Annotated in this window: 21 protein-coding genes; 12 read left to right on the plus strand and 9 right to left on the minus strand. The window is 43.6% G+C overall.

From position 1 onward, the window contains the following. Positions 1–1,722, minus strand: coding sequence for an amidohydrolase family protein (locus HYN59_RS16550; protein ID WP_108779343.1), 1,722 nt, complete (start codon positions 1,720–1,722; stop codon positions 1–3). A gap of 105 nt (positions 1,723–1,827) precedes the next feature. Between HYN59_RS16550 and HYN59_RS16555 the strand changes: the two genes are divergently transcribed. Continuing rightward, positions 1,828–2,199, plus strand: coding sequence for a hypothetical protein (locus HYN59_RS16555; protein ID WP_108779344.1), 372 nt, complete (start codon positions 1,828–1,830; stop codon positions 2,197–2,199). 68 nt (positions 2,200–2,267) lie between these two features. On the opposite strand, the gene HYN59_RS16560 is transcribed toward HYN59_RS16555, so the two are convergent. Together HYN59_RS16560 and HYN59_RS16565 are read right to left on the minus strand one after the other, a co-directional pair. Beyond that, positions 2,268–2,951, minus strand: coding sequence for an SIMPL domain-containing protein (locus tag HYN59_RS16560; RefSeq protein WP_108779345.1), 684 nt, complete (start codon positions 2,949–2,951; stop codon positions 2,268–2,270). 66 nt (positions 2,952–3,017) lie between these two features. Next, positions 3,018–3,644, minus strand: coding sequence for a rhomboid family intramembrane serine protease (locus HYN59_RS16565; protein WP_108779780.1), 627 nt, complete (start codon positions 3,642–3,644; stop codon positions 3,018–3,020). A gap of 116 nt (positions 3,645–3,760) precedes the next feature. Here HYN59_RS16565 and HYN59_RS16570 point away from each other — a divergent pair, with 116 nt between their 5' ends. Next, positions 3,761–4,660, plus strand: coding sequence for a lysophospholipid acyltransferase family protein (locus HYN59_RS16570; RefSeq protein WP_108779346.1), 900 nt, complete (start codon positions 3,761–3,763; stop codon positions 4,658–4,660). On the opposite strand, the gene HYN59_RS16575 is transcribed toward HYN59_RS16570, so the two are convergent. After that, entirely contained in the window at positions 4,638–6,134 is a 1,497-nt protein-coding gene (locus tag HYN59_RS16575; protein ID WP_181369474.1) for an aminotransferase class V-fold PLP-dependent enzyme, read from the minus strand. The genes HYN59_RS16570 and HYN59_RS16575 overlap by 23 nt on opposite strands. 147 nt (positions 6,135–6,281) lie before the next feature. Continuing rightward, a complete protein-coding gene (locus tag HYN59_RS16580) occupies positions 6,282–7,505 on the minus strand; it encodes a porin (protein WP_108779347.1) in 1,224 nt (407 codons plus the stop codon). A gap of 181 nt (positions 7,506–7,686) precedes the next feature. Here HYN59_RS16580 and prmA point away from each other — a divergent pair, with 181 nt between their 5' ends. Together prmA and HYN59_RS16590 are read left to right on the plus strand one after the other, a co-directional pair. After that, positions 7,687–8,520, plus strand: a complete 834-nt coding sequence (gene prmA / locus HYN59_RS16585; protein WP_108779348.1) for a 50S ribosomal protein L11 methyltransferase — start codon at positions 7,687–7,689, stop codon at positions 8,518–8,520. Between the two features lie 22 nt (positions 8,521–8,542). After that, a complete protein-coding gene (locus HYN59_RS16590) occupies positions 8,543–8,818 on the plus strand; it encodes an ATP-dependent Clp protease adaptor ClpS (protein WP_108779349.1) in 276 nt (91 codons plus the stop codon). Positions 8,819–8,868: 50 nt separating this feature from the next. Here the strand turns inward: HYN59_RS16590 and HYN59_RS16595 are convergent, their stop codons facing one another. Further along, positions 8,869–9,405: a DUF5004 domain-containing protein gene (locus HYN59_RS16595; protein WP_108779350.1), complete on the minus strand. Its 537-nt coding sequence runs from the start codon at positions 9,403–9,405 to the stop codon at positions 8,869–8,871. Positions 9,406–9,948: 543 nt separating this feature from the next. On the opposite strand from HYN59_RS16595, the gene HYN59_RS16600 reads away from it, so the two are divergent. From HYN59_RS16600 to HYN59_RS16635, 8 genes are all read left to right on the plus strand, one after another. Beyond that, positions 9,949–11,385: a T9SS type A sorting domain-containing protein gene (locus HYN59_RS16600; protein ID WP_108779351.1), complete on the plus strand. Its 1,437-nt coding sequence runs from the start codon at positions 9,949–9,951 to the stop codon at positions 11,383–11,385. A gap of 144 nt (positions 11,386–11,529) precedes the next feature. Further along, positions 11,530–14,319 (plus strand): triple tyrosine motif-containing protein, encoded by a 2,790-nt coding sequence (locus HYN59_RS16605; protein ID WP_281261172.1) that lies wholly within the window; start codon positions 11,530–11,532, stop codon positions 14,317–14,319. Positions 14,320–14,563: 244 nt separating this feature from the next. Beyond that, a complete protein-coding gene (locus HYN59_RS16610) occupies positions 14,564–17,608 on the plus strand; it encodes a SusC/RagA family TonB-linked outer membrane protein (protein WP_108779352.1) in 3,045 nt (1,014 codons plus the stop codon). An 11-nt stretch (positions 17,609–17,619) separates the two neighbouring features. Next, entirely contained in the window at positions 17,620–19,140 is a 1,521-nt protein-coding gene (locus tag HYN59_RS16615; protein ID WP_108779353.1) for a RagB/SusD family nutrient uptake outer membrane protein, read from the plus strand. An 11-nt stretch (positions 19,141–19,151) separates the two neighbouring features. Then, the gene (locus tag HYN59_RS16620; RefSeq protein ID WP_108779354.1) at positions 19,152–20,708 is read left to right on the plus strand and encodes a PKD domain-containing protein; all 1,557 of its coding nucleotides are present in this window, start codon (positions 19,152–19,154) and stop codon (positions 20,706–20,708) included. 4 nt (positions 20,709–20,712) lie between these two features. Further along, a complete protein-coding gene (locus HYN59_RS16625) occupies positions 20,713–22,353 on the plus strand; it encodes a glycoside hydrolase family 16 protein (protein WP_108779783.1) in 1,641 nt (546 codons plus the stop codon). A gap of 87 nt (positions 22,354–22,440) precedes the next feature. After that, complete coding sequence (gene bglX / locus HYN59_RS16630) at positions 22,441–24,750, plus strand: beta-glucosidase BglX (protein WP_108779355.1); 2,310 nt, start codon at positions 22,441–22,443, stop codon at positions 24,748–24,750. Then, entirely contained in the window at positions 24,747–25,514 is a 768-nt protein-coding gene (locus tag HYN59_RS16635) for a glycoside hydrolase family 16 protein (protein ID WP_108779356.1), read from the plus strand. Before bglX ends, HYN59_RS16635 begins: the two co-directional genes overlap by 4 nt. Before the next feature lie 74 nt (positions 25,515–25,588). Here HYN59_RS16635 and HYN59_RS16640 read toward each other — a convergent pair whose 3' ends face one another. Genes HYN59_RS16640 through HYN59_RS16650 form a run of 3 tightly spaced genes read right to left on the minus strand, consistent with a single transcriptional unit; the run spans position 25,589 to position 26,662 of the window. Next, positions 25,589–25,906: a hypothetical protein gene (locus HYN59_RS16640; protein WP_108779357.1), complete on the minus strand. Its 318-nt coding sequence runs from the start codon at positions 25,904–25,906 to the stop codon at positions 25,589–25,591. Beyond that, positions 25,903–26,247 (minus strand): immunity protein Imm33 domain-containing protein, encoded by a 345-nt coding sequence (locus tag HYN59_RS16645; protein ID WP_108779358.1) that lies wholly within the window; start codon positions 26,245–26,247, stop codon positions 25,903–25,905. The genes HYN59_RS16640 and HYN59_RS16645 overlap by 4 nt, the downstream gene beginning before the upstream one ends. A 1-nt stretch (position 26,248) precedes the next feature. Next, on the minus strand, positions 26,249–26,662 hold the full coding sequence (locus HYN59_RS16650; RefSeq protein WP_108779359.1) for a DUF6691 family protein: 414 nt from the start codon (positions 26,660–26,662) through the stop codon (positions 26,249–26,251). Positions 26,663–26,664: the final 2 nt, after the last annotated feature.

A 26,664-nucleotide genomic window follows, 5' to 3' on the forward strand; every position in this document is an offset into this window, starting at 1 on the left:
TCAGTTATTTATTAAATTGAGGTAGCTTCTCGGGTTCCGGCGCGCTATCAGGTCGAATTCTTCGCTGCTAAGGCCCGCAATGGTATCGGAGAGTATCTGCTTTTCAGATTTATGGTTGCGCACCACATAAAAGTCAGTACCAAATAATACCCGGCTCCTCAGTTTGGTATTGTCGTGTTTCAGCGTCGACTTTAGCAAAGAATGGATGGCATTGTCATGGGCAATGTAGCTGATATCGGCATATACGTTGTCAAACTGGAGCATCATACTGCATATTATGGAGTACCAGTCGCAGCCTTTCCATAACTGCTCGATCTTGCCATCGGTTCTTTTGCCGGTTTTGCTTTTCAAAAAAGTGATTCCTACCGTTGGGTTCTTAAGCACCTGGCTGCTGTAGAGGTCGCGGTCAAGCTCAAAGAATCGGTGCCATTCGTCCTCGCCGCCAAAATGGGCAAAGCATATTTTAAGCCTTGAAAGGTTATGGGTAAGAGTCGTGTTTTCATCGGTATAGCCAAACACTTTGTGCAGGCCGGGCGCCTTTTGCACAACTTTTCGCAGCAACTCTTCTTCCAACAGGCAAAGGTAATTTAGCGGATGCGTGAAATTAACGCTGAAATCTTTATTCGAGGTCTCAGGCAATAGCAGCGGAATGTATTTTCCTTTGCCATTGGCCTGCTGAAAAATAGGGTGCCTGTCCCATTGCTTTTCTTTTTTGCCGCGATAAAAAATGGTTCCCCTAATGCAGTGCGTCATGATCGGGATGTTGTTCTCCTGTGCATACAGCCACAGTACCAAAAGCCGCTCATCAAACGGGTAATAGCCCAATGCGGGATATATCTTGAAACCTGAAAAGCCGTTTTCCTCTACATATGTTTTTACTACGCAGGGCTCTAAAACAATCCTATCGTTGGCAATGGTATATTTAAAGAAATTCTCATCATCGGCCATCCTTCTGGGATCGACGAACAGGAACGGGTAGATAACATCCTTCAGTATCTTTTTCATTTTCCTGAGGTCTTCCATCTGGGTGTAAAAATCGGTCGTGACTTTTCCCGCTCCCATATATTCCATATCCATAGGCAGTATTACAAAGGATGTCTTTGACGGATACTGGTCCCTCAGCCTGCGGAATATCCCTGCCTGTGTGGTATAAAATGCAAAGCGACCAATGGTGAGGTAACGCAGTACCAGCTCTTTGGTGCCTTTTCCCGGTAGCGACCTGAAAACCGACCAGCCTTTTTTGAGGAGAAAGAACAAGAGGTTTCTGCCGGTAGGGAAAAACAGCCAGAACGCCAGCACCGTAAGGATTTCAGGGAATGTTTTTTTATGCCACAGCAATATATGGTAACTGATGAGCCAGGCTTTAATTTGGGGCAGCACATCCGGAAAAATCATATACGCAATATGCAGCAACAGCCACAGGCCTAACGCCCAATAGAAGAGTGATAAAACGGCAGACCGTGCAATTCCCATACGGATATGATAAAGTGCAATTGCCAGCCGTTTGTACCAGGGCTTAAATTGCCAGCGATAAGGCCCTTTATACCATTTCCGGAATAAGGTTACGATCCATTTCAGGGAGAGAATGCGATACAGTACACCCCAAAAGATGCCCGAAACGAATGTTTTTGCCAAATATGGCGGCACATGGTCGGCCGTAAAAATATGGGTATGGCAATTGATCATCGGCAGTTCTTCGCCTCCGGCTTCCCTTGTTTCCATAATGGTATTTGGTTTAAAGCATAGTAAAAATAGTAATAAAGAAGTTAACTGTTTGGTTTTTTTGATATACCTTTAATGTAAGCTGCTCACCCAAAAGAATTTTTTATGCATACAGGATCAGACATAAGGGAAGTTGTTTTAAAATACACACTCGACACATCGGATGACATCGCGCTAAATTGCGACCACTGGACTGCAACCGATTTTGCCGGTGCCATAGATTCGGGATTACTAAAGTATGAAGGCTGGAGCCCAATGGGATCTCCGGATAGTGCCTCTACCGGAGGCGCTATAACCGTATTTATTTCCATAAGCATTGAAACTGACGACCCTGTCCTGCAGGAAGAGGACTTCACCAGCGGGCTCATCGATGCCTTCCAGATTGGGGCATGCGTCATCAGCCACAACGATGATCATACTGTAAATGTAACCGTGCGGGGCATCATAAGGGACCATACTATTCACCGGCAGGAATGACCCCTGTTTGACGGCGGGATAAAAAAAGGGGAAGCCGCAGCTTCCCCTATATCTATATTCCATCCTGCTTATTGCAAGGCGTAGCTGATGTTCACATTGGCCGTAACTATCATCTCACCAACGGCAAGTGTCTGCCTTTCTGCGCCGTCCATGGCTTTGTTCATCATCATCATTGGGGCAGGCGGATAATAGGTCTGTGTGTTATCGGTAACCAATAGTGCCTTGCCTGTTTTCTGTCCCAGCGCTGCAGTATAGTCATCTGCTTTCTTTTTCGCATTGGCTACAGCCAAAACCCTTGCCTCGCTTTCGTATTGCGCCTGTTTCGATGTCCTGAATTCAACACCATTTACCGTGTTGGCACCTGCATCTACAACACCCATCATAAGGGCATCGTATTTTGTAAGGTCTTTCAGGTGGATAACAACGGTCTGCGAAGCTACGTAGCTGTATTTCTTTTTGTCATAGTCGTAATTCCTGTTCAGGCTCACCCTTTTTGTCTGGTAATCTTTTTCGGGCAGCTTGGCATTCTTCAGGTATTTCAGGATGGCATCAATAGCAGCGTCATTCTTTTTCTTTACGTCGGCAGCATCGGCCCCCGTGTTTTCAACGCCTATGGTTATTACGGCCTCATCCGGTACAACAGATACCCTGCCTTCGCCTGATACGTTTATCTGTGGAGGCTGGTTTTGCTGGATCTGGGCGTTTGTCATCGTACTTACGAACACAAACAATACTAATGCAATTTTTTTCATGGTAATTTTGTTTTTGATTTTATGATTTGTCTGTAAGATTCCAAAATGCGTGCCAATTATTGCTGTTTACAGCTTTCCCATCTTCGCCATTACGAATAAAATCACGATAGGCACAGCAAGCAGTATGACTACCAAGGTGTTATCATATATCATGTATGGCATTCTTGACAGCGCAATTGCATAACCGCCAATGGCCCCTCCGAAGTGGGCCGTGTGGCCAATGTTGTCATTTTTGGCTTTCATACCATATATGGAAAAAAGCAGGTAAATTATCCCGAAAATGTAGCCCGGAATAAAGAAATTTATTTTCCTGTCGGGATCAATCAATATCGATGCAAAGAGCACCCCTACAACAGCTCCGGAAGCCCCTATTGCCCTGTAAGAATAGTCGTTTTTATGAAAATATAATGTAAGCAGGCTACCGGATATAAGGCTTGTAAAATATACCAGTAAAAAACCAATAACACCAAATTTGAAAATCACGACAGGTGCAAAAAAGAAAAGGGTAACCATGTTAAAGATAAGATGCGTAGGGTTCGCGTGCAGGAATGCCGATGTAAACATCCTGTATTGCTCTCCTGCCCTTATGCTGCCGACATGAAATTCGTATTTTTTGAAAAAGGAATAATCACCGAAAGCCTTATAGCTTACAATTGCATTTATGGCAATGATAGCCACCAAAACCAAATCTATATCTCCCATATATTTTTAATAAAGCGTAAAATTAGCCAATCCTGTTGTTATTTCCCATCCAAATTACCTTACAAACTCCAAATAAATAATAAAAAGTATATTTGCATAAAAAAAGGATGCAGCTTTTAGCATATATATTTAGCTACCCGTTTTTCTGGCTTATTTCGCTGCTGCCGTTCCGGGTACTTTATTTCCTTTCTGACATTACGTATGTAGTTACCTACAGGATCATCGGCTACCGCAAATCTGTAGTGCGCCACAACCTGGCTCTTGCCCTGCCCCACCTTACTGAAAAAGAACGCAGGGAAGTAGAAAAAAAATCATACCGCCATTTTTGCGATACCTTTTTTGAAATAGCGAAGTCGCTCACCATTACCGATAAAGAAATACGCAAAAGGTTTACCTTCACCAACATCGAAGTGGCCCACGAATATGAAGACAAGGGCAAAAGCGTTGTCCTTTTCACCGGACATTATGCCAGCTATGAATGGCTGCTATCTATGAATATGTACTTTAAATCCTTTAAAGGCATCGGAATCTATAAAATAGTAAAAAACAAATACTTTGATGCACTGGTTAAAAAAATGCGCGGCCGGTATGGCGCAGAACTGATCGGCACCAAGAACATTATCCCGGCTATGCGCCAAAACAACAGGAAAGGCATCAAAGGGTTTTATGGCTTCATCAGCGACCAGTCGCCCAAAAAAAGCAGTATTATTTATTATGGCAAGTTTTTTGGCATTACAGTGCCCATGCAGGTTGGTGGGGAGATGCTGGCAAAGAAGCTGGATATGAACGCCATGTTTGCCCGTATCGACAAAACAGGCCGTGGGTATTATGAATGTACTTTTATTCCGTTGCCTGGCAGCCCGAAAGATTATCCCAATTATGAGATAACCGACTGGTTTATGAAATTGCTGGAAGACCAGATCAGGGAAAAGCCCGAGTATTACTTATGGACGCATAAAAGGTTCAAGCATCGCCTCGACGATACTACAGCTCAAACCAACCCTTGATCATTTCGCCTGCATCTGCCTTCGAATTTACATGGCTGAATTCGTTACTTGCATTGTTGTATTTATAATCCTTTGCCCACTCTGTGTGGTTTTCTGCCAGTGCCGCAATGCTGTCGCATACATATTGTATCTCTGCATTGGTAGTTGTCGGATGGATCGACATACGTATCCAGCCCGGTTTCTGGATCAGGTCGCCGGCCGTGATCTTATCAGTGAGGTAATTTGACATTTCCTGATCTACATGCAGCAGGTAATGCCCATAAGTTCCCGCACAGCTGCAGCCCCCACGGGTTTGTATACCAAAACGATCATTGAGGAGCTTTACCCCAAGGTTAAAATGAAGCCCGTCTATGTAAAAGGATATTACGCCAAGTCTGTTTTTATGCTGTGGTGCAAGTATGTTTAAATTTGGGATGTTGCCAAGTCTTTCGAAAATATAGTCAATGATCTCTTTTTCCCTTTCCAGGATATTAACTACGCCCATCTGCTCTTTGAGCTTTATAGCAAGAGCTGTTTTTATAACCTGCAGGAATCCGGGAGTACCGCCGTCTTCACGCTCTTCTATATCATCTACATATTTGTGCTCGCCCCAAGGGTTGGTCCAGCTTACGGTACCACCGCCCGGATGGTCGGGCACCATATTTTTATAAAGCTTTTTATTGAATACCAAGACGCCCGAAGTGCCGGGGCCGCCAAGGAATTTATGGGGCGAAAAGAAAACGGCATCAAGGTAGGCCTCTTCATCAGCAGGGTGCATGTCGATATTTACATAAGGCGCTGAGCAGGCGAAATCTACAAAACAGACACCATTATATTGGTGTACCATTTTTGCTATTTCGTGGTATGGAGTTTTGATGCCTGTAACATTAGAGCATGCCGTAACCGATGCTATCTTAAGCGTGCGGTCTTTATATTGTTCAAGCAGCTCCTTTAAGCTGTCAAGGCATATGAGCCCTTCGGGACAGGCGGGTATCACTACAACATGGGCAATGGTTTCCAGCCATGATGTCTGATTGGAATGATGCTCCATATGCGAAACGAACACCACAGGCCTTTTCTCTTCGGGGATAGTAGTGAATGCCCTGAGGTTTTCGGGAACTTTCAGGCCAAGGATGCGCTGGAACTTATTTACAACACCGGTCATACCCGAGCCTGTAGTAATAAGGATATCATCGTTGCTCGCATTTACATGGTGCTTTATGATGTGCTTGGCTTCGTGGTAAGCATTGGTCATTGCCGTGCCCGATACGGTAGTCTCGGTATGCGTATTGGCTACAAAAGGGCCAAAATCGTTCAGGAGCTTTTCTTCAATCGGGCGATAAAGCCTGCCGCTGGCGGTCCAGTCGGTATAAACAATTTCCTGTTTGCCGAATGGCGAAACGAACTCCTGCCCTATCCCGACAATGTTTTGCCTGAATTTGTCGAAGTAGTGTTCCAACTCGCTTTTTAGCATGGTATCTGCAGCCTGTAACATAGTGTTGCGTGTTTAAGTCCCTGCAAATTTATTAAAGAAACCGATTGAAATATGAATAGTATTGATTTTTTGCCACGAATTGCACTTATTCACAAATTAATATGAAAAACGTGATTATTTGCTGCTCTTTGTAAAATACCCAAAAACCTATATTCCCATCTCCACCTGAAATCGGATATACCAGTTTTGCTTTGATGTGTTATCCAAATAGGTCATGTCGTCAAGGGTAAATTCCATTTGGGCCTTGAAGGCATGTTCCCATACATATTTTGTAACACCAATGCTGTATTCTTTAGTGTCGGGTGCAAGGGCGGCAATATCCCTGTTAACCTTTTGGGTAGAAAACCGCCCAATTATCTCGTAATTCGAAGGGAAAAGGTAACTCAGCTGGTAGTCGAAACCACTACCGGTAAAGATGTATTTAATATCAGTAGCATCATTTGGATTAAAGGTTATCGGGTCATGCGCCGACCGTTTCATGTAAGCTGCCATAGCTGCCCACCCGTTATATTTCATCATGGCATCCAGGAAGGTTGTTTTCATATCCTTTTTCTCAAAAAGGTCATCGCCCAGCTGGCCTCCTGTCCTCCTCGCTTTGTTGTTGTATTGATACGCGCCGGAAACCATCAGTTTAGGCGTTGTTTCCCTTTTAAGGTCACCTTCAAAAAAAGCTCCGTCTTTTGTAAATGAACCGAAAGGGTACAGCTCGACCTTACCGGTATAGGCCAACCCGTTATCAGGCTTATCGGTAGAGTTCCGGCCCTCGCCTGTTGTTATAGCGGTCCTGAAGTTGTAGGAGAATTTATCGGGATGCTCATTTTGGTTGTGTACCTGGAAACCAAAATCCCTGTCGATATTAAATTTGGCATTGTTGATAGTCCTGTCGGTAAGCTGCAGCCCTCCCGAAGAATTGACCCTTTGGCGGTTGCCCGGCAATTTGGTTTGCCCAAAGCCTATGTTCCAATGTTTATTCGGACGATAGAAGATTACGGCATCACGAATTATATTAAGGTTCTCACCTTCTTTGATCTCCCCTACATCACCGGGTGCAAAAGACAGCTGAATAGCATAGATGAACCGCGGATCTCCCACATAACCGTCAAAACGAAGGCGAAGGCGGCGTACCTGCCCGTCAATCGCAGCTTCCTCACCCTCTTCCTGCATATATGTTGCCCTGTTCTGGATCCTGAAGCGGATATTGAACTGGAAGATACTGTCGGGCGAGGTTATCCCCAAACCCTTACCATAATTATAGTAGGGCAGCGCCGAAAGCTTCAAATCATTATCTTTGGTCGTCCTTTTGATATCGATCTGTGCAAATGCGTCTGTGAGACAGAAGAACAACAGGATTAAGAGTACATTTTTTTTCATCGGGTGCCTTTTTTATAATTAAGTTCAATATTGTACAACACAGAAATATTCGCTTTTGGTGAATTGGCAATTGTTACCAAATTGTTTTATTTCAAAAAGCTCTGTAAAGTTTGCGCAAACTTAATATTAAATCCACCCATCCAATGTTACGTAAATATTACCTTTGCAAAAAATTAAAGTTATGTCGAACATTTATATCGGCTATTATTTCACTATCGAGCCTAAAGAACCGGGAGCGGAAATACTGATGGCTGAGCTGGGAGAAACCCCTTTTGAAAGTTTTATAGAAACCGAAGAAGGCCTGTCTGCCTATGTACAAAAGGACTTTTGGAACGAAAACATCCTTGACGGAATCTACATTTTGGGATCAGATGAATTCAGGATAAGCTATACTTTCGAAGAAATCGAGCAGGTGAACTGGAACGAGGAGTGGGAAAAGAATTTTGAACCGATAGAGGTTGACAACACCTGCCGGGTAAGGGCACCTTTCCATGAAAAGAAGGACGTGAAGTACGATATCGTGATCGAGCCTAAGATGAGCTTCGGCACAGGGCACCATGAAACAACTTTCATGATGATACAGCACCTGCTTGAAACAGATGTTGAAGGGAAGAAAACGCTCGATATGGGGTGCGGCACTGCAATTTTAGCAATACTTGCCGAAATGAAAGGCGCACAACCTATAGATGCCATAGACATCGACAACTGGTGCTACCTTAACTCTATTGAGAATGCAGAGCGGAATAACTGCCACCACATCAGTGTTTATGAAGGCGATGCTGCGTTACTGGAGGGTAAAAAATATGATGTTATCATAGCCAACATTAACCGCAACATATTACTGAACGATATGCAGGCGTATATGGACTGCCTTAATGCCGGCGGCACACTGTTATTGAGCGGATTTTACGAAGAAGACATTCCTGCGATCGATGCATCATGTACCGAAAAAGGCCTTACCTTTGTAAAAAAATTTAGCAGGAACAATTGGGTTTCTCTAAAATATGTAAATTAGCATTCAGATTAACAGATTGAATATGAGTACACAGGAAAAAGTTTTAGAAGAAGTATTAGTTGAAGAACTCACTTCGCTGAATAACGAGATCATATTGTATAACGATGAATTGAATACGTTTGACCACGTTATAAATACGCTGATAAAAGTTTGCAGCCATACGGCAGAACAGGCAGAGCAATGCTCCCTCATTGTCCATTATAATGGCAAATGCACGGTCAAGACCGGCGAATATAAAGAGCTGAAACCGCAGTGTACCCAACTGCTCGAGGCAGGATTAAGTGCGGAAATAGTGTAATAAAAAAAGGATGCCGGCTGGCATCCTTTTTTGCTTTAGCACGGGGGCTATTATTTTTCATATACATACTTTATGCTGCCTGACCTGTATATAGCTGCGCCGGCATTATTTCTATCGGGATATTGAGAGAAAATGTTGTCATCCTCCCACGATAGCCTGTTACCCTGCTTGGTAAGCGTAAGGGTAACATCGTTGTTGTTCTCGCCTTCGTAGGTAACAGCAATAATAGCAGTTGTACCACTTCCTTCAACTATTTCCCAGGTACCTGTATAGGTAACATCTTCAGCACAACCTGCAGTACCTTCCGTTTCATTAACAAGGATTGCGGTGGCTACATACGTAAAAGTATTATCAGCCCTTAGCGTGATTTTTCCGTTGTTATAACATGAAGATTCTTTCATCTGGTCAATGTTCGAATCACCATCTTCGTCGAAATCCGTTGCTTCGCCTGTATTTACTTCTTTGAGGTTATATGTTCCCTCAATACGCGATTCATTGTTGTTGCTGTCATTGTCATCGTCACTGCATGAAGTGAATCCCAATCCCGCTATTACAAGCGAGCACATTAATAAATTGATCTTTTTCATTTTACATTAATTAAGTTGTTAATGCCGCAAAACTATTCCCCTATCCCGTTAATAAAAATTTAAAAACAGTTAATTAAATTTACTTTAACACCGGACTGTCTTATAATTTGTCTGTAAGTCATTAAACAACAACACACTTACAGAGAACTGCATAAAATGTAACCTATAGCTTACAATAAGCACATTTTAACAACGATTTTAACAGAATTAACATTTAAAACCTCCTGTTCCACAAGTCATAATACTAAATTCATCATCCTAATGCATATATTACACTTGTTGCGTCGATCATTTCACTACAACAAAATTTATTTTATACTTAAATTAACTATACATTACCACAACATATCGTTATAGATGCGAAAAAAAACAGGCAAATTGAATTCTTCAAATCCATCAAAAAGACTGTATTAATTGAGATTTGTACAATTCAGGATATGAAAATTATAACGTTAAATAATTGTATAGTTTCTATATACCTGCGAAAACGAAATAGTATATGATATAATTACTATTTTGGCTGAAAATTAAAATTTATCAATCATGAAAAAATCTTTACTCTCAAATTTTTTAAAGGGAGCGGCGTTATTAGGGATTACCTTACTATCCGGTAATGTAAAGGCACAAACACAGTTAACTGTAGATGCCAATGCAGCTTATATTGGATATGTAAACATCTTTGAAAATAATGCCGGCCAGGGTTATTTATGGGGAAGCCCATGGGGTGTTGCAGACCTAAAAACAGTGGTAAATACTGCTGATAATACGCTCTCATTATATCCAAATTACAATCTCTATGGTACAGGAGACGATCCAACATACTGGACCAACGGCGATATGGGTAATAAGATTGTTGAAGCAAGCACTTATATAGAAGACAATAATCTTTTGGGACAAAATATCGTATTTAGTGGAAACGTAAATAGCAACAACCTTGCAGCCGGTTATACAGGAACAGCATTTATCAAAGTTTTGGATGCCGGATATGCCATGTTAAGCTACCAGACAGCAGAACTTGATGCAGGAAATTTTACTATCACTACTAATGTAGCTGATTTTCCTGCAGGAGCTCACGTACAATATGGCTTTGCAATAAGGGGACTTAATGGTAATCCTGCAATGGAAGCTGCCAACGGTAAAGTTGTAGTTACAGCAGGAGCTCCTGTAATCGAAGAGCCGGGTAATGATGCGACAATTGTTACTGTAGATACAGCTGCAGCACAAATTGGGTATGTAAATGTTTTTGAAAACAATGCCGGACAAGGCTACCTTTGGGGAAGTCCTTGGGGTGTTGCGGACCTTAAAAGTGTAATCAATACTACTGACAACCAGATATCGCTATATCCGAACTACAATCTTTACGGAACAGGTGATGATCCTGCTTATTGGACCAACGGGGACTTAGGTAACAAAATATTAGAAGCAAGCACCTATGTAGAGGATAATTCACTGCTTGGACACACCATAACATTTAACGGAAACACAATCAGCAATACACTTGTTGCCGGTTATGAGGCGCTTGTTTTTATAAAAGTAATGGATGCCGGTTATGCCACACTTGACTATGTACATGAGCCGCTTGTTGCAGGCACAGCATTTAGCGTGACATCTCATGCTGAATCTTTCCCAACTGCCGCACACATACAATATGGATTTTCTGTTAAAGGCCTGAATGGCAATCCTGCAATGGAAGCTGCCAACGGTTATGCAGTAGTTGGCGCCGCTACAGCAGGTGTAAAAGATTTCTCTAAAAACACTGTTGTAATGTTCCCTAACCCTGCAAGCAACGTGCTTAACTTCGCTTCTGAAAATGCAATCGATGGCATTCAGGTATACAACGTTATGGGCCAGAAAGTAATTGATGCAAAACCTGCGCAAACTAATGCTTCTGTGGATGTATCAGGCCTTACAAACGGTGTTTACATTGTAAATACTACAATAAACGGCAAACAAAGCTCTGCCCGTTTTATTAAACAATAATTTCATATATTTTCTAAGTTCATGTTGATAAAGCCGCCCATAGTGTTTTGGGCGGCTTTTTTTTACCTCGACGATGCACCGCAATCGTTTTTGAGGTTGTATATTCGCGTTTTACCCATCTATAACTAACCAAACTACCACATTTTGATAAAAAAGGCAATCCTCTTACTACTGTTTTCCCTCGCAGGATTTGCGCAGGAACTGCCGCCTATATTAAAATATACGCCCGAAATTTACAATGCGGGCAACCAAAACTGGATGATCAGCCAGGACAGCGGCAACTTTATGTACTTTGCCAACAATGAAGGCCTGCTCGAATTTAACGGGTCGGAATGGACATTGTACCCATCCCCTAACGAAACCATACTGCGTTCGGTAAAGGTTATAAACAACCGTATATATACCGGATGCTATATGGAATTCGGGTACTGGCAAAGGCAGCCTGACGGCAAGCTTAAGTACTTTTCGCTAAGCAAATCCATCAAGAAAGATATACTTGATGATGAACAGTTCTGGAACATCGTCCAGTACGACCGCTGGGTAATTTTCCAGTCGCTGAGCCAGATATTCATTTACGATACAAAGACCCAAAAGTACCGTATCATTAAGCCTAAAACAGGCGTAAATAAAATTTTCACGGTTGAAAATACCATAATGTACCAAACATTTGGCGAAGGGCTTTTTGAAATCGAGAACGGCAGAAGCAAGCTTATAAGCAATGACGCAATGTTCATTAAAAACAAGATCGTAAACATATTCCACGTCAATGATGGTTTACTCCTGCAAACGCAGTTCAATGGCTTTTTAGAATATAAAAATGGCATTATAACACCCTGGGCTACAGAAGCTGACGACCAGATGAAAATCAGCAGCATCTATAACTGCCAGATGCTTAGCGACGGCAGCCTGGCGTTGGGATCGGTATCCAACGGTATCTTTATCATAACGCCGCAGGGCAAACTAAAATACCATATTACACAGAATAAAGGGCTTAGCAATAACACCGCCTTATCGGTATTTGAAGATAAGGATAAGAACCTTTGGGTCGCACTTGACAATGGTATCAATTGCATCAACCTGCAATCGGCAGTACGGAGCTTTGTGGATGATACCGGCTTTTTAGGTACCGTATATGCCTCCATACTGTACAACGGGACACTTTATGTAGGCACAAACCAGGGGCTCTTCTGTAAAGCCTATAAAAGCAACGAAGAGTTTAAATTCGTTTCGGGTACCAAAGGCCAGGTCTGGTCGCTGTACGAATATGACGGGGCCTTATTTTGCGGGCATGATTCGGGTACATATATTATAAGCGGCACCACATCGGCACATTTGTTTGCAGGGTCCGGTACATGGAAGTTTGAAAGGCATCCTTACAATAAAAACCTGTTATTCCAAGGGAATTATCATGGAATATCAGTACTTGAAAAGACGGCAACAGGCTGGAAATTCAGAAACTGGATAAAAGGTTTTGACTACTCCAGCCGCTATTTTGAAGTTGTCGGAAATGACATTTACATAAGCCACGAGTATAAAGGCGTATTCCGTATAACGACTGACAGCGGCTATGGCAAGGTAGTTAATTTCCATGCTTACAAGACCCCGTCAAAAGGCAAGAATGCCAGTCTTAGCAGCCTTAACAACGATATATACTACGCATCAAAAGACGGGTTTTTCAGGCTCGACAAAAAGACAAAAGAATTCGTAAAGCAGGATAAGCTGTCGCAGGTTTTTGTAAACGATGAGTATATTTCCGGAAAGCTCACGCCGGACAGGACGGATAAGCTTTGGTTCTTTACAAAAAACTACATCAATTATTTTTCATGTGGCAAGCTGAATACTGAACTGAAGCATGATATCATACCTATCCCCTCTTCGCTTACCAATTCTATGCTGGGCTTTGAGAACATAACCCAAATAACACCGAGCACTTACCTCATAGGCACGACAGACGGTTACTATACCATCAACATGAGCGAGCTTGCCTTTAACAGGTATAATGTTTTCATTACCAATGTGGCAACCAACGTGATGAACCAAAACACGATATCGCAGCCGGTTTCGTCTGAAGGGAGTTTTGGCCACAGTGAAAACAACCTGACCTTCTCATTTACCGTGCCTGAATATGGTAAATATGTAAATGCCGAATACCAGTATATGCTTGAAGGCCTCCAGGATGAGTGGAGTGAATGGAGCGACAGGCCGTTTATCAATTTTAAGAACCTTGCCTCCGGGGATTATACTTTCCGTGTGAGGGCAAAGACAGGCAACTCGCTATCAATCAACACAGCAGAGTATTCATTTACGATCCTTAAGCCGTGGTATGCCACTACCTTTGCATTAATCATCTACCTGATAATTGCCATAATTGCAGCCTACCTCATCAACCGGGCCTATAAGAACTATTACCACAGGCAGAAAGAAAAGCTGATTGAGGAAAACAACAGGCTGCTCGAGATTAAGGAGCTTGAAAACGAGCAGGAGCTGATGAAGATAAAAAACCAGCAGTTGGAACAGGACTTTGAAAATAAGAACAGGGAGTTGGCTGCCTCAACAATGAACCTAATCAAAAAGAACGAACTGCTCTCGATGATCAAGGATGACCTGAAGAAATCCGGCGAAGGTGGCAATATCAAATCTGTTATCACTACTATCAACAAGAACATCAATGAGGATGATACCTGGGATATGTTTAAAGAGGCATTTAATAATGCAGATAAAGACTTTTTAAAGAAGATAAAGAAAGCCCATCCGTTGCTTACACCGAATGATTTGAGGCTTTGCGCGTACCTGAGGCTGAATTTATCTTCCAAGGAAATAGCGCCATTGCTTAATATTTCGGTAAGGAGTGTTGAGATTAAACGATACCGTTTGCGTAAGAAAATGGATTTACCCCATGAATTAGGGCTTGTTGAGTATATTCTTTCTGTTTAAACTACTACAACAATTATATAAAGTACCTATACATTTCCACAACAAACGATGTAATTACAATGTTTTCGTAGGCTTTGTCCAGTTTTTTGTAACGCTCTTAAAATCGTGTTAATACAGGGGTAATATCAAAAATTGTGTCCCGCAGGTGTTTTTTTCAGGAATGTATATTATTTGTAGGGGTTCATTTTAGTTTATTTATTTAAGACTGGTATAATTTTATAAAATCACAAAAATCAATTTTTATATGAAGTCAAAATTATTCTTGATTGCCTTTATGCTGGTATCATCATTTTGTTTCGCACAGGATGTCGAGATCAGCGGCAAGGTAAATGAAGCGGCAACCGGCCTTTCTATGCCCGGGGTAAACATCGCCGTAAAAAATTCTACGGTAAACTCGGTTACTGACATTGATGGTAATTTTTCCATAACAGTACCCACCGGTTCAACGCTTGTATTTAGCTTTATAGGCTTTGAATCTTTTGAAATGGTTGCCATAACCACCCAAAGCGTTACTGTAAACCTTAAGGAGACTGCAAAAACGCTCGACGAGGTAATAGTAATTGGCTATGGCTCCCAGAAAAAAAAGGAAGTAACCGGTGCTGTAAGCGTAGTGAGCGCTGAAACCCTTGGGAAGCTAAGGCCCGTAAAAGTAGAGCAGGCGCTTCAGGGAACGGTTTCAGGGGTAAATGTGACTACACAATCGGGATCTCCCGGTGCCGGCCTTGATATCAGGATTAGGGGTATCGGTACTAACGGTGCTGCAGGCCCTACAGTAATTATTGACGGCTACATTGGAGAGCTTGGCCTTTTGAACCCGCAGGATATTGAGACCATCACTGTATTGAAAGATGCACAGGCAGCTATATATGGTACTATTGGAGCTAATGGCGTTGTTTTGGTTACAACCAAAAAAGGCAGAAAAAACCAGAAAACTTCTGTTTCTTACAACTTCTATACAGGTTTTCAGGAAACATCAAGGAAACTGCCTACATTAAATGGTACACAATACGCTGCATTGCTTAACGAAAGCTATGCAAATGGCGGGCAGCCAATACCATTTCCAAATCTTAGCGGCCTTGGAAAAGGAACGGACTGGCAGGACCAGGTATTCAGCAAAAATGTACCGCTTATCAGCCATGACCTTAACCTTTCGGGGGGATCGGACAAAATAACCTATTCCCTTAGCGGTTCGCACCTTGACCAGGATGGTATCGTAGGGCCTGACAAGTCGAACTTCCTCAGGAACACTGCCAGGCTTTCACTTGGCGCAGATCTTACTGACAACCTTAAACTGAATACCAACCTTATCTATACGTATTTCAACAGGAGGACATTAAACGAAAACGCTCTTGGCTCGGTACTATTCAACGCGCTTAACGTTTCGCCATTACAAAATCTGCGCGACGAGAACGGCGATTACACCCTTGTACCTGCCACTTCGGGATTTGGTAATGAAATCATCAACCCATTGGCACAGATAGACAATACGTACAACAGCTACTATTATAAAAGGATAAACGGTACTTTCGGGCTTGATTATACCGTAATAAAAGGGCTTACGATCACCGGTAGGATGGGTTTCAATACGGCTAACAGCAACTCAAAGAGTTTCAGTAAGATCGTTGACTACGGCCCTGGTAAAATATACAACGTTACCCGCAGCAGCGTTTCTCAGGCAACTGTAAACGATAATAGCTATACGTTTGACCTCTTTGGGGTTTACCAAAAATCTATTGCAGAAAGCCATAATTTCTCATTCACACTTGGTACTACGGTATTTAAAGAATGGGGCACCGGATTGTCGGCAACAGGTTATGATGTACCGAACAACTCATGGCAATTTGCCGACATAAGCCTTGCAAATGGCCTGCCACTGCAAAAATCTGCCGGATCTTACAAATATGACGAAAGAAGGCTTTCTTATTTCGGAAGGCTGCAATATGACTACAAAGGACGTTACCTTTTCTCTGCGATGCTACGAAGGGATATGTCGACTAAATTCGGTCCGGATAACAGGGTAGCTTATTTCCCTTCTGTTACAGGAGGATGGGTACTTTCTGACGAATCGTTCTTTAAGCAAAACAATATACTTAGCTTCGCGAAACTGAGGGCAAGTTATGGTTCGCTTGGTAACGACCAGATTGGTAACAACCTTTATACTGCACTATTAAGTGGTGAAGCTACTTATGTATTCGATAATGCACTTACCACAGGTACTGCTGTTGGGCCGATACCAAACCCTAAAGTGAAATGGGAAGCTGCCAAGAAATTTGACATAGGTGCCGATCTTAATTTCTTTAATAACGATGTAACCTTTGTTGCCGATTATTTCGTAGATACACGTACCGACCTTCTTATACCAAACATCCCTGTATCAGGTATATTGGGAGCAAGTGCGCCGGGCTCAAGTTTCCCTACCATCAATGCCGGTGATGTGAAGAACTACGGCCTTGAGCTTGCTGTAGGGTACAAAAAGAACCTGAGCGACAACCTTAGGATCGATGTTAATTACAATGTTACCTTCCTTAAAAACAAGGTAACTAAAGTTGATAATGCAACCGGTTTCTTGTCAGGTGGCGGCTTTGGCCTTGGCGAAGCAGCAGCAAGGATGGAAGTTGGCAAGCCAATGGGATACTTCTACGGATTGAAAATGGAAGGTATCTTCCAAAACCAGGCAGAGATCGATGCAGCCCCGTCACAAAGCGGGCTCGGCTCACAAAGTACACAACCGGGTGATATCCGTTTTGCAGACATCAACAATGACGGCAAGATCGATGCTAATGACAAAACCAATATTGGCGACCCTATACCGGCCGCAACAATGGGCTTTAACATCAACCTTCAATATAAAGGCTTTGACTTTGTGGCATACACATTTGCTTCAATAGGCAATGATATGGTAAGGAACTATGAAAGGAACGTGCCGAACGGCAACCGCCTTAACTATGTGCTTAACAGATGGACTGGCGAAGGCACCAGCAACTCAGTGCCAAGGGTGACTACAGGCGCTACCAATAACAATGTTTTCTCCAGCTATTATGTAGAAGATGCATCATACGCAAGGATACAAAACGTGCAGCTTGGCTATACGTTCGATGAAAAATTATTAGGCAAAAGCGGCCCGACGAAAGTAAGGCTGTATGCAGGTGTGAACAACCTGTACACTTTTACAAAATACAGGGGATATGATCCGGGAGCATCATCAGGCGCACCTATAGGAAGCGGTATCGATTATGGCTTCTACCCGGTTGCGAGGACGTATATGGTGGGTGCAAACATTAATTTTTAATTATTACGACAATGAAGAAGAAAATAATAACAGCCGTAGCTGCACTAAGTTTTTTAACGCTGAATATTTCATGCGGGGATGATTTTGTTGACAGGACTCCTCCCTACTCTATAGACTCTGAGAACTATTTTAACTCTAAGGCCGATTATGAGCAGGCGCTGATCGCTGTGTATGATATGCTGCAATCTACCTACCAGAATGTACTGTTGGGAGAGATCGCTTCTGACAATACGCTTTGCGGTGGTGAAAGCGCTACAGATACCCCCGGCTTCCAGCAGGTGGACAATATGAGCCACACACCCGTGAACCCCCAGGTAAAAAACATATGGGACTGGATGTTCGCCGGTGTAAACAGGGCCAACTATATCCTTGAATTTAAAGACAAGACCGATTTTGAAGGAAAAGAGCAGATAATTGCACAAACACGCTTTTTAAGGGCGTATTTTCACTTTGAACTGGTTAAATGGTTTGGCGGCATCCCGATGAAAGGCGATGCCAGGTTTAAGCTGGGCGATGAAACAACAATCCCGCGCTCTTCTGCAGAAGAAGTATATGCATCTATAGAAGCCGACCTTCTTTACGCTATTGAGAACCTTAACCCCGGACCTCCTGCACAGCAGGGAAGGGTAACCCAGAATGCAGCAAGAGCGTTGCTCGGGAAAGCCTACCTGTACTGGGCTGACCTTGGAGACGGCCACCCGGAGAAGTTTGCACAATCGGCAGCTGTTCTTGAGACGCTTATACAATCTAACGCCTACACACTTGTAAGCAATTATGATACGATATTTGAGAACAACAACGAGAACAACTCTGAATCGGTTTTCGAAGTGCAGTACACCGATGCTGAAGGTGGAAGCTTTACCTGCCTGCAATGTAGCGAAGGTAACGTAGCTGTAGGTTTTAACGGCCCAAGGGGCTTTGATGGGCCGTTATACGACCCTGGCTACAGCTTCAACATCCCGACTCAGGAAACATATGACTTTTTTGAGCCCGGAGATCTAAGGAGAGATGCTGCTATATTGAATATAGATGCATTTGCCGCCGCACATACCGACTGGAATAATAATAACGGTGTTCATTACAGCGAAGGTTATGAGCATACAGGCTTTTACAACAAAAAATACATACCAAGGAAAGGCGACCTTAACATTCCTGACCAAAACCTTACCAACCCGAACAACTACAGGTCTATCCGTTATGCCGATGTACTATTAATGGCTGCTGAGGCGCTTAACAGGGGCGGCCTGGACGATGTTAAGGCACGTACATACCTGAACATGGTTAGGCAAAGGGCATTTGGCAATGCAAGCCACAACATTACAGCTTCAGGAAGCGCGCTTACACAATTTATATGGGATGAAAGAAGAAGGGAACTTGTAGGCGAAGGCCACCGTTTCTTTGACCTTGTAAGGACCAAACAGGCTGCATCTACCATAGATGGCTTTGTAGAAGGCAAACACGAAGTATTCCCGCTTCCGTATGAAGAGATACAGTTCTCTAACGGCAACTGGCAGCAAAATCCGAATTATTAATAAAAAGCTATATGAAAAAATTTAAATTTATATTCAGCATCCTTTTCGTAGCGCTGCTTGCAGGCTGCTCTGACGAGGACAACGATACGGCATTTGCCGACAACGCAAATGCCCCGCAAAACCTTTCTGCCCTATTCACCATTACGCAGGATAACAGCGGGCTGGTAACTATAGCCCCTCATGGTGAAGGCGTAGTAAGCTACGAGGTTTATTTTGGCGACGGGACTGTAGAACCTGCAGCCCTCGGCCTTGGTGAAAAAGTGGACCACGTATATGCCGAAGGGCAATATAATGTGACGCTTATCGCTACAGGCATCAACGGCAAGACTACAGAAACAACACTGCCGCTTACCGTAACCTTTGTTGCCCCTGAAAACCTCCAGGTGAACATTGCAGCAGTTGTAGGTAACTCATTATCGATAAATGTATCGGCTACAGCAGATTATGAAACGTATTTTACGGTTTCTTTCGGCGAAGATGATTCCCTGCCTCCTGTACAGTTCAATGAAGGCCAGACAATCAATTATGTATATGATGCCATCGGTACGTATACCGTAACGGTAACGGCTTACAGCGGAGGTGCTGCAACAGCAGTTTATACACAGGATGTGACCATTTCGAACCCAATGGTGCTCCCCATCAACTTTGAGAACCCAACGCTGAATTACAACATCACTACCTTCAACGGTGCAACGGCAAGTGTGATTGCTAACCCGAACTCCGCAGGCATCAACACAAGCTCTAAAGTAGGCGCTATGACACCTGCAACAGGTGCGGTATGGACAGGCGGATTCTTTACGCTTGACACTCCTGTAAGCTTTGCAGCAGGCCACCATTTCAAAATGAAAGTATGGTCTCCGGCAGCAGGCGTTCCTGTAACACTTAAGCTCGAAAACCTTACCAATGCAAACATTAATGCTGAAAAAGCTGCAACTACAACTGTTGCGAATGCGTGGGAAGAACTGATCTTTGACTTTGGCGGGGCTAACCTGAATGCGCAGTATTCAAAAATAGTATTGTTCTTCAATGGTGGCAACCCGGGCACGGGAGATACTTACTATTTCGATGATATTGCCGTATTCAACGGACAGGACCCTGTAGCATTCCCGCTTACTTTCCAAAGCAGTTCTGCGAACTATATTTGGAATAACTTTGGCGGTTCTATCGGTACAAAAGTTAATAACCCGCACATGACCGGTATCAACACAAGTACACAAGTAGGACAGGTAGTGAAAAACGTGGCATCCGAAACCTGGGCAGGTGTTGCGATACCGATGTCGGCTCCTATCGACTTCTCTGTGATGCACAAGGTAAAAGTAAAAGTATGGTCGCCTGCAGCAGGCATCCCGGTGCTTATGAAGTTTGAGAACATGAACCCGCACAACACTGCAGTTGATATTGAAAAGCAAACAACCACTACTGTGGCTAACCAGTGGGAAGAACTGACTTTTGACTTTACAGGAATAAATAACGCAAATAATTATCAGCAGTTGGTGCTCTTCTTCAATTTCGGTTTTGCAGGTACAGGAGAGACTTACTATTTTGATGATGTGCAACTATCAAATTAAAACTATGAAAAAGACATTAAAAACTTTAGGTACCTTCCTGATGCTGCTTTTCCTTGTGACGGGCTGCCAGGATGACGACACAAAATTCGGGGATATCGTAGCCCCTACCAATCTGGCTTTTACCTACGATGTAGTAGGAAAATCGGATGAGTTCCCTAACGGTGACGGAAGCGGAAAAGTGGTATTGAGGGCAACTGCCGATAATGCCATCAGCTTTAAATACATGATCCAGGGCGGCGGTGAGGCAACTGTAGCCGGTGGCGTATATCCTTATACGGTAACAGCACAGGGTGTGAACTCTTATGAAGTTGTGGTAATTGCTTACGGCAAAGGCGGGGTGGCTACAACGGCTTCTTTCATGATGGAAGATGTATTGCTTAACTTCCGGGATGATGAGACTACGCAATTCCTTACAGGAGGCACTTCGAAAGTATGGTATATCGCTGCGGCAGAAGCAGGCCATCTTGGGGTAGGCCCGAATACTCCTGATGGCAACAACAACTGGCCATCGTATTATGCTGCTGCTCCTTTCGAGAAAGCAGGATCTGACGTGAGCAGCTGTTTTTACAATAATAAATTTACCTTTAGCCTTGACGGCGAACAGATCAAATTTGAAAATGACAATGGCGGCGCTACTTTCTTTAACGCTTCCTATACAAGTGTAGGCGGCACCCCTCTTGGAGCGGACAACTGCCTTCCTTATGATGTTTCGGGAGTGAAAAACGTAACACTTGGGGCCGCTTCATCGTATGTATCCCCGGCAGCAAGTACAGGCACACAGTTTACCATTTCAAATAACGGCTTCTTAGGATATTACATAGGCAGCAATACTTATGAAGTCCTTAGCATTACAGCTACACGTATGCAGGTAAGGGTTGTTCAGGGCAACAATACCGACCTTGCATGGTACCTTATCCTTACCACACAGCCTCCATATCCTGACGATGAGCCGGTTTATGACAACCTTGTATGGGAAGACCAGTTTAACGTTGATGGCGCTCCGGATGCTTCTAAATGGACTATGGAAATAGGCAACAATAACGGCTGGGGCAATGGTGAAAAGCAATACTACAAAGCTGAAAATGCAGTAGTATCGGGCGGTACGCTTAAAATAACGGCTAAAGCTGAGAACTTTGGAGGGCAGCAATATACTTCGGCCCGTATGAAGACCGAAAATAAATTTGAGTTTACCTATGGTAAAGTTGTGGTAAGGGCGAAACTGCCAACGGGAAGCGGTACCTGGCCTGCCCTGTGGCTGCTGGGCGCTAACCAGGATGTTGTAGGATGGCCTGCATGCGGCGAGATAGATATGATGGAGCATGTGGGTAACGAACCTAACAAGGTGAGCGGAACACTGCACTATCCGGGCCACTCAGCAGGTAATGCAGACTCTACCACTACTACAGTAAACGGAGTGCAGGATGGTTTCCATACCTATTCGATCAACTGGAGCCCAAGCTTTATCCGTTTTTATGTTGACGACGTGGAATTCAAGACATTCCCGAACTCAGCCGCGGTACCTTTCAACCATGATTTCTTCCTGATATTCAACGTAGCAATGGGGGGTTCACTTGGAGGTACTATTGCCCCTGGCTTTACACAATCTTCTATGGAGATTGATTATGTACAGGTTTTCCAGGAATAAATTTTTAAAAAACATCTGTTCTAATTACCAATAGTATGGAGGCCGGTTACGGCCGGCCTCCTTACTTATTGGATTCAAAAAATTATAATGAAATATAATTTACCTAAATACGCCTGGGTGGCCCTGCTTGCAATTGCGCTGGGATGCGGCTCCACCAAACAAAATGTTGCCTCTGTAAAACAGGAGCTTGCTATAGACCGTAAAGTCGACTCGGTACTGAACCTTATGACCCTTGAAGAAAAAGTGGGCCAGATGAACCAGTACAACGGCTTTTGGGATGTAACCGGGCCTGCACCCAAAGATGGTGTTGCAGCCGATAAATATGAGCACCTTAAAAAAGGATGGGTAGGCTCCATGCTGAATGTAAAGGGCGTAAAAGACGTAAAAGCATTACAAAAAATTGCCGTAGAGCAAACCAGGCTGGGAATACCGGTGATATTTGGCTACGACGTTATCCACGGATATAAGACTATAAGCCCCATACCGCTTGCCGAAGCAGCAAGCTGGGATATGGAGGCCATAGAAAAATCGGCAGGGATAGCTGCCGCCGAAGCAGCTGCTTCGGGACTGAACTGGACATTTGCCCCTATGGTAGATGTATCCAGGGATGCACGCTGGGGCCGCGTTATGGAAGGCGCGGGCGAAGACCCATACCTTGGCAGCCGAATAGCTGTTGCTAGGGTACAGGGCTTTCAGGGAGACCTTGGCGAATTTAACCTTGCTGCCTGCGTAAAGCACTTTGCAGGGTACTCTTTTGCCGAATCCGGCAAAGATTATAACACGGTAGATATAAGCAATAACACGCTTCACAATATAGTATTGCCGCCTTTTAAGGCTGCTTCTGATGCCGGTGCGCTCACGTTCATGAACTCGTTTAATGAGCTTGAAGGTATACCTGCTACCGCAAACGCCTACCTACAGCGCGATATTCTTAAAAAAGCCTGGAACTTTAAAGGCTTTGTAGTGTCGGACTGGGGCTCTATGGGCGAAATGATGGCTCATGGCTATGCGAAAGACCTAAAGCATGCCGCTGAGCTTGCCGCAAACGCAGGCAGCGACATGGATATGGAGTCGCACGGCTATGTACAGCACCTTGTGGCACTTGTAAAAGAAGGCAAGGTATCTGAAGCAAATATAAACGACGCGGTTCGCCGTATTTTAAGGGTTAAGTTCGAGCTTGGCTTGTTTGACGATCCGTACAAGTATTGTAACGAAGCCCGCGAGCAGCAAACCATCGGAAAAAAAGAATTCCACGATGGTGTGCTTGATATGGCTAAAAAATCGATTGTACTTTTAAAGAACGACAACAAAAAACTACTGCCACTTAAAAAACAGGGGCAGAAAATAGCCGTGATCGGTGCATTGGCAAACGACAAGACCAGCCCGCTTGGAAGCTGGAGGATAGGCGCTGATGATAACACAGCCGTATCGGTAATGGAAGGAATGAAGGCCTACAAAGGCAACCAGCTGGTATATGCCAAAGGCGCGGACGTAGCTTTGGGTGACCCTAAATTTATTGTAGAAACAAAGATCAATATGACCGACAAAAGCGGGTTTGGTGAAGCTGTAAACGCTGCTAAAGCTGCCGATGTAGTGGTTATGGTACTGGGCGAGCACGGACTGCAGACAGGCGAAGGCCGCAGCCGCAGCGAGCTGGGATTACCAGGCGTACAGCAGGAGTTACTGGAAGAGGTATATAAAGCCAACCCAAACATTGTTTTGGTACTGACCAACGGAAGGCCGCTGGCATTGCCTTGGGCTGCACAAAACATCCCTGCAATCGTTGAGGCATGGCACCTTGGTACTGAAAGCGGAAATGCCATAGCGCAGGTGCTTTATGGTGATTATAACCCAAGCGGAAAGCTCCCAATGAGCTTCCCGAGGAGCGTTGGCCAGATGCCGTTATATTACAATCACAAAGCTACAGGAAGGCCGGGCAACGGGCAGCCTACCGAGAGTGTTTTCTGGTCGCATTATATCGATCAGAGTACGTCTCCCCTCTACCCTTTCGGGCACGGTTTGAGCTATTCTAAATTTGAATATTCCAACCTGAAGCTGAGCAGTCCTTCCTTCTCTGAAAAAGGGCGTATAACAGTTACATTCGATGTTAAAAATAACAGCAATGTTGATGGCAAAGAGGTAGCACAGTTATATATAAGAGACCTTATCGGGTCGGTTACGCGCCCTGTAAAGGAGCTGAAAGGCTTTGAACTTTTGGAGATAAAAGCAGGCCAGACAAAAACCGTTACCTTCACCATAGACGAAAAAACTATAGAATTTTATACTGACAACGGGAAGTGGGAAGCTGAACACGGCGACTTCATTGTGTTCGTGGGCGGAAGCTCCGAAACGAGCCTAGAAACAGGATTTACTTACGGAAAAGAAGCAAAACCATGAGAAAGATAACAATGGCGCTGGTACTGCTTGCAGCGATCTCTGCTTCGGCACAGGTAAAAAAAGGCAAGCTGGTATGGGAAGAGAACTTTAACGGCAAAAAACTTAATGAAAAAGCATGGAACTTTGAGCTTGGCGACGGGTGCCCCAACGTTTGTGGATGGGGCAACAACGAGCGCCAGCTCTACACCAAAGACAACCACAAGGTTGAGAACGGCTTCCTGACCATCACCGCAAAAAAGGATGGCGACAAATACACCTCGACCCGTATAACCACTGCAGGCAAAAAAGAATTTAAATACGGGTACATAGAGGCACGTGCCAAGATACCTACAGGACACGGTATATGGCCGGCATTCTGGATGCTGGGTTCCAACATCGGGCAAAAGGGATGGCCATTGGCAGGCGAAATAGATATTTTAGAATATATTGGCCGTGAGCCGGATATGGCCTACACTACCCTTCATTTCCAGGATCGCCATGGCGATAATGCCTATGGGCACAAAACCCCTATGCCGGAAATTGAAGAAGGTTTCCATAATTATGCCATACAATGGACGCCGGAAAAGATCGATTTCCTCGTAGACGAAAAAGTATTTTTCTCCTACGCTCCGGAAAATAAAAACGAGGCAAACTGGCCTTATAACCAGCCTTTCTATATTATTTTGAATGTAGCTGTTGGCGGGAACTTTGGCGGCCCGGATGTAGATGACAGTATATTCCCTCAGGAATTTGTTATCGATTATGTAAAAGTCTATTCCAACTAAAATTTTGATTTCAGTTAGTTTTCTTTGAAAAATGGGCCGCTTTTAGAAGTGGCCTTTTTCTTTTATGAAAAACATTAACGAAAAGAATAGGAAGCAAATACGGTCACTACAGATAGTAACGTCAGCCATAAGAATGCCTTGGTCAGCAATCCCGTTCTTGTCCTGAAGTCGACCGACTTGCTGAAAAGGAAGTTTACCAGGAAAAGAAATACAAGGAATACGACCAGTATAATTTCATTGAAAGCTATCCTGCCCAACACAAACCTCCAGAAATTATCAAGCTGTGACTGCAGCTGTTCCTTCCCCCCCAGATGAAATAGTGAAGTAAATATAAGCAGGATACCTACACAAATAAAGTACGTGTAGTTGATAATATAGAAGATTTGTTTCATTGATTTAAGATTAATTCATCAAACCATACATCTTCATATCCTTTGTCGTCAATTAAAAACCTATAACCTGGGGGCAGCGCCAAATATTTTATTATTAGTGGACATTTATCTTTTAAATGACTAATATGAAGAGGAGAGAAAAAATTAGGATCATTCGAAAATGCTTTCCCTCCCCAAATGTACCAACCAGAGGTATCACCTTCAATCTCATGACGAAGACCATTTATTGGCATTTCTCCCTGCATTGCAGATTCTGAAATTCCAATCTTAAAATTATTTGGACTAGGAATATGGTCTGCAAAATATTTTTTACAAATATCTAATTGAGTTAGGTCATCCATATTAATGCGGCAGCTTGTTCTTTATCAGGCCATATAAGTATGTTCCTAAAAGCGATCCAAGCAGCACGACACCTATTCCCCAGAACCCCGCTCCTATCAAAATAAAGATCGGTCCCGGACAAGTGCCTACAAGCCCCCACCCAAGGCCAAAGAGCGTACCGCCAACTATGTAGCGTGTAAAGCCTTTTTCTTTATCGGCAATAATAATGGGCTGCCCGCTGATATCTTTCAGGTTACGGCGCTTTATAACCTGAACGCCTATCACGCCCGTTACCACAGCTACACCAATGATACCAAACATGTGGAACGACTGGAAATGGAACATTTCGTAAATGCGGTACCACGATACGGCTTCCGATTTTGTAAGTACGATACCGAACACCAGGCCTACCAGCAGGAATTTTATAAATTTCATGG

It is taken from the genome of Flavobacterium album (assembly GCF_003096035.1).
GTDB classification, from domain to species: domain Bacteria; phylum Bacteroidota; class Bacteroidia; order Flavobacteriales; family Flavobacteriaceae; genus Flavobacterium; species Flavobacterium album.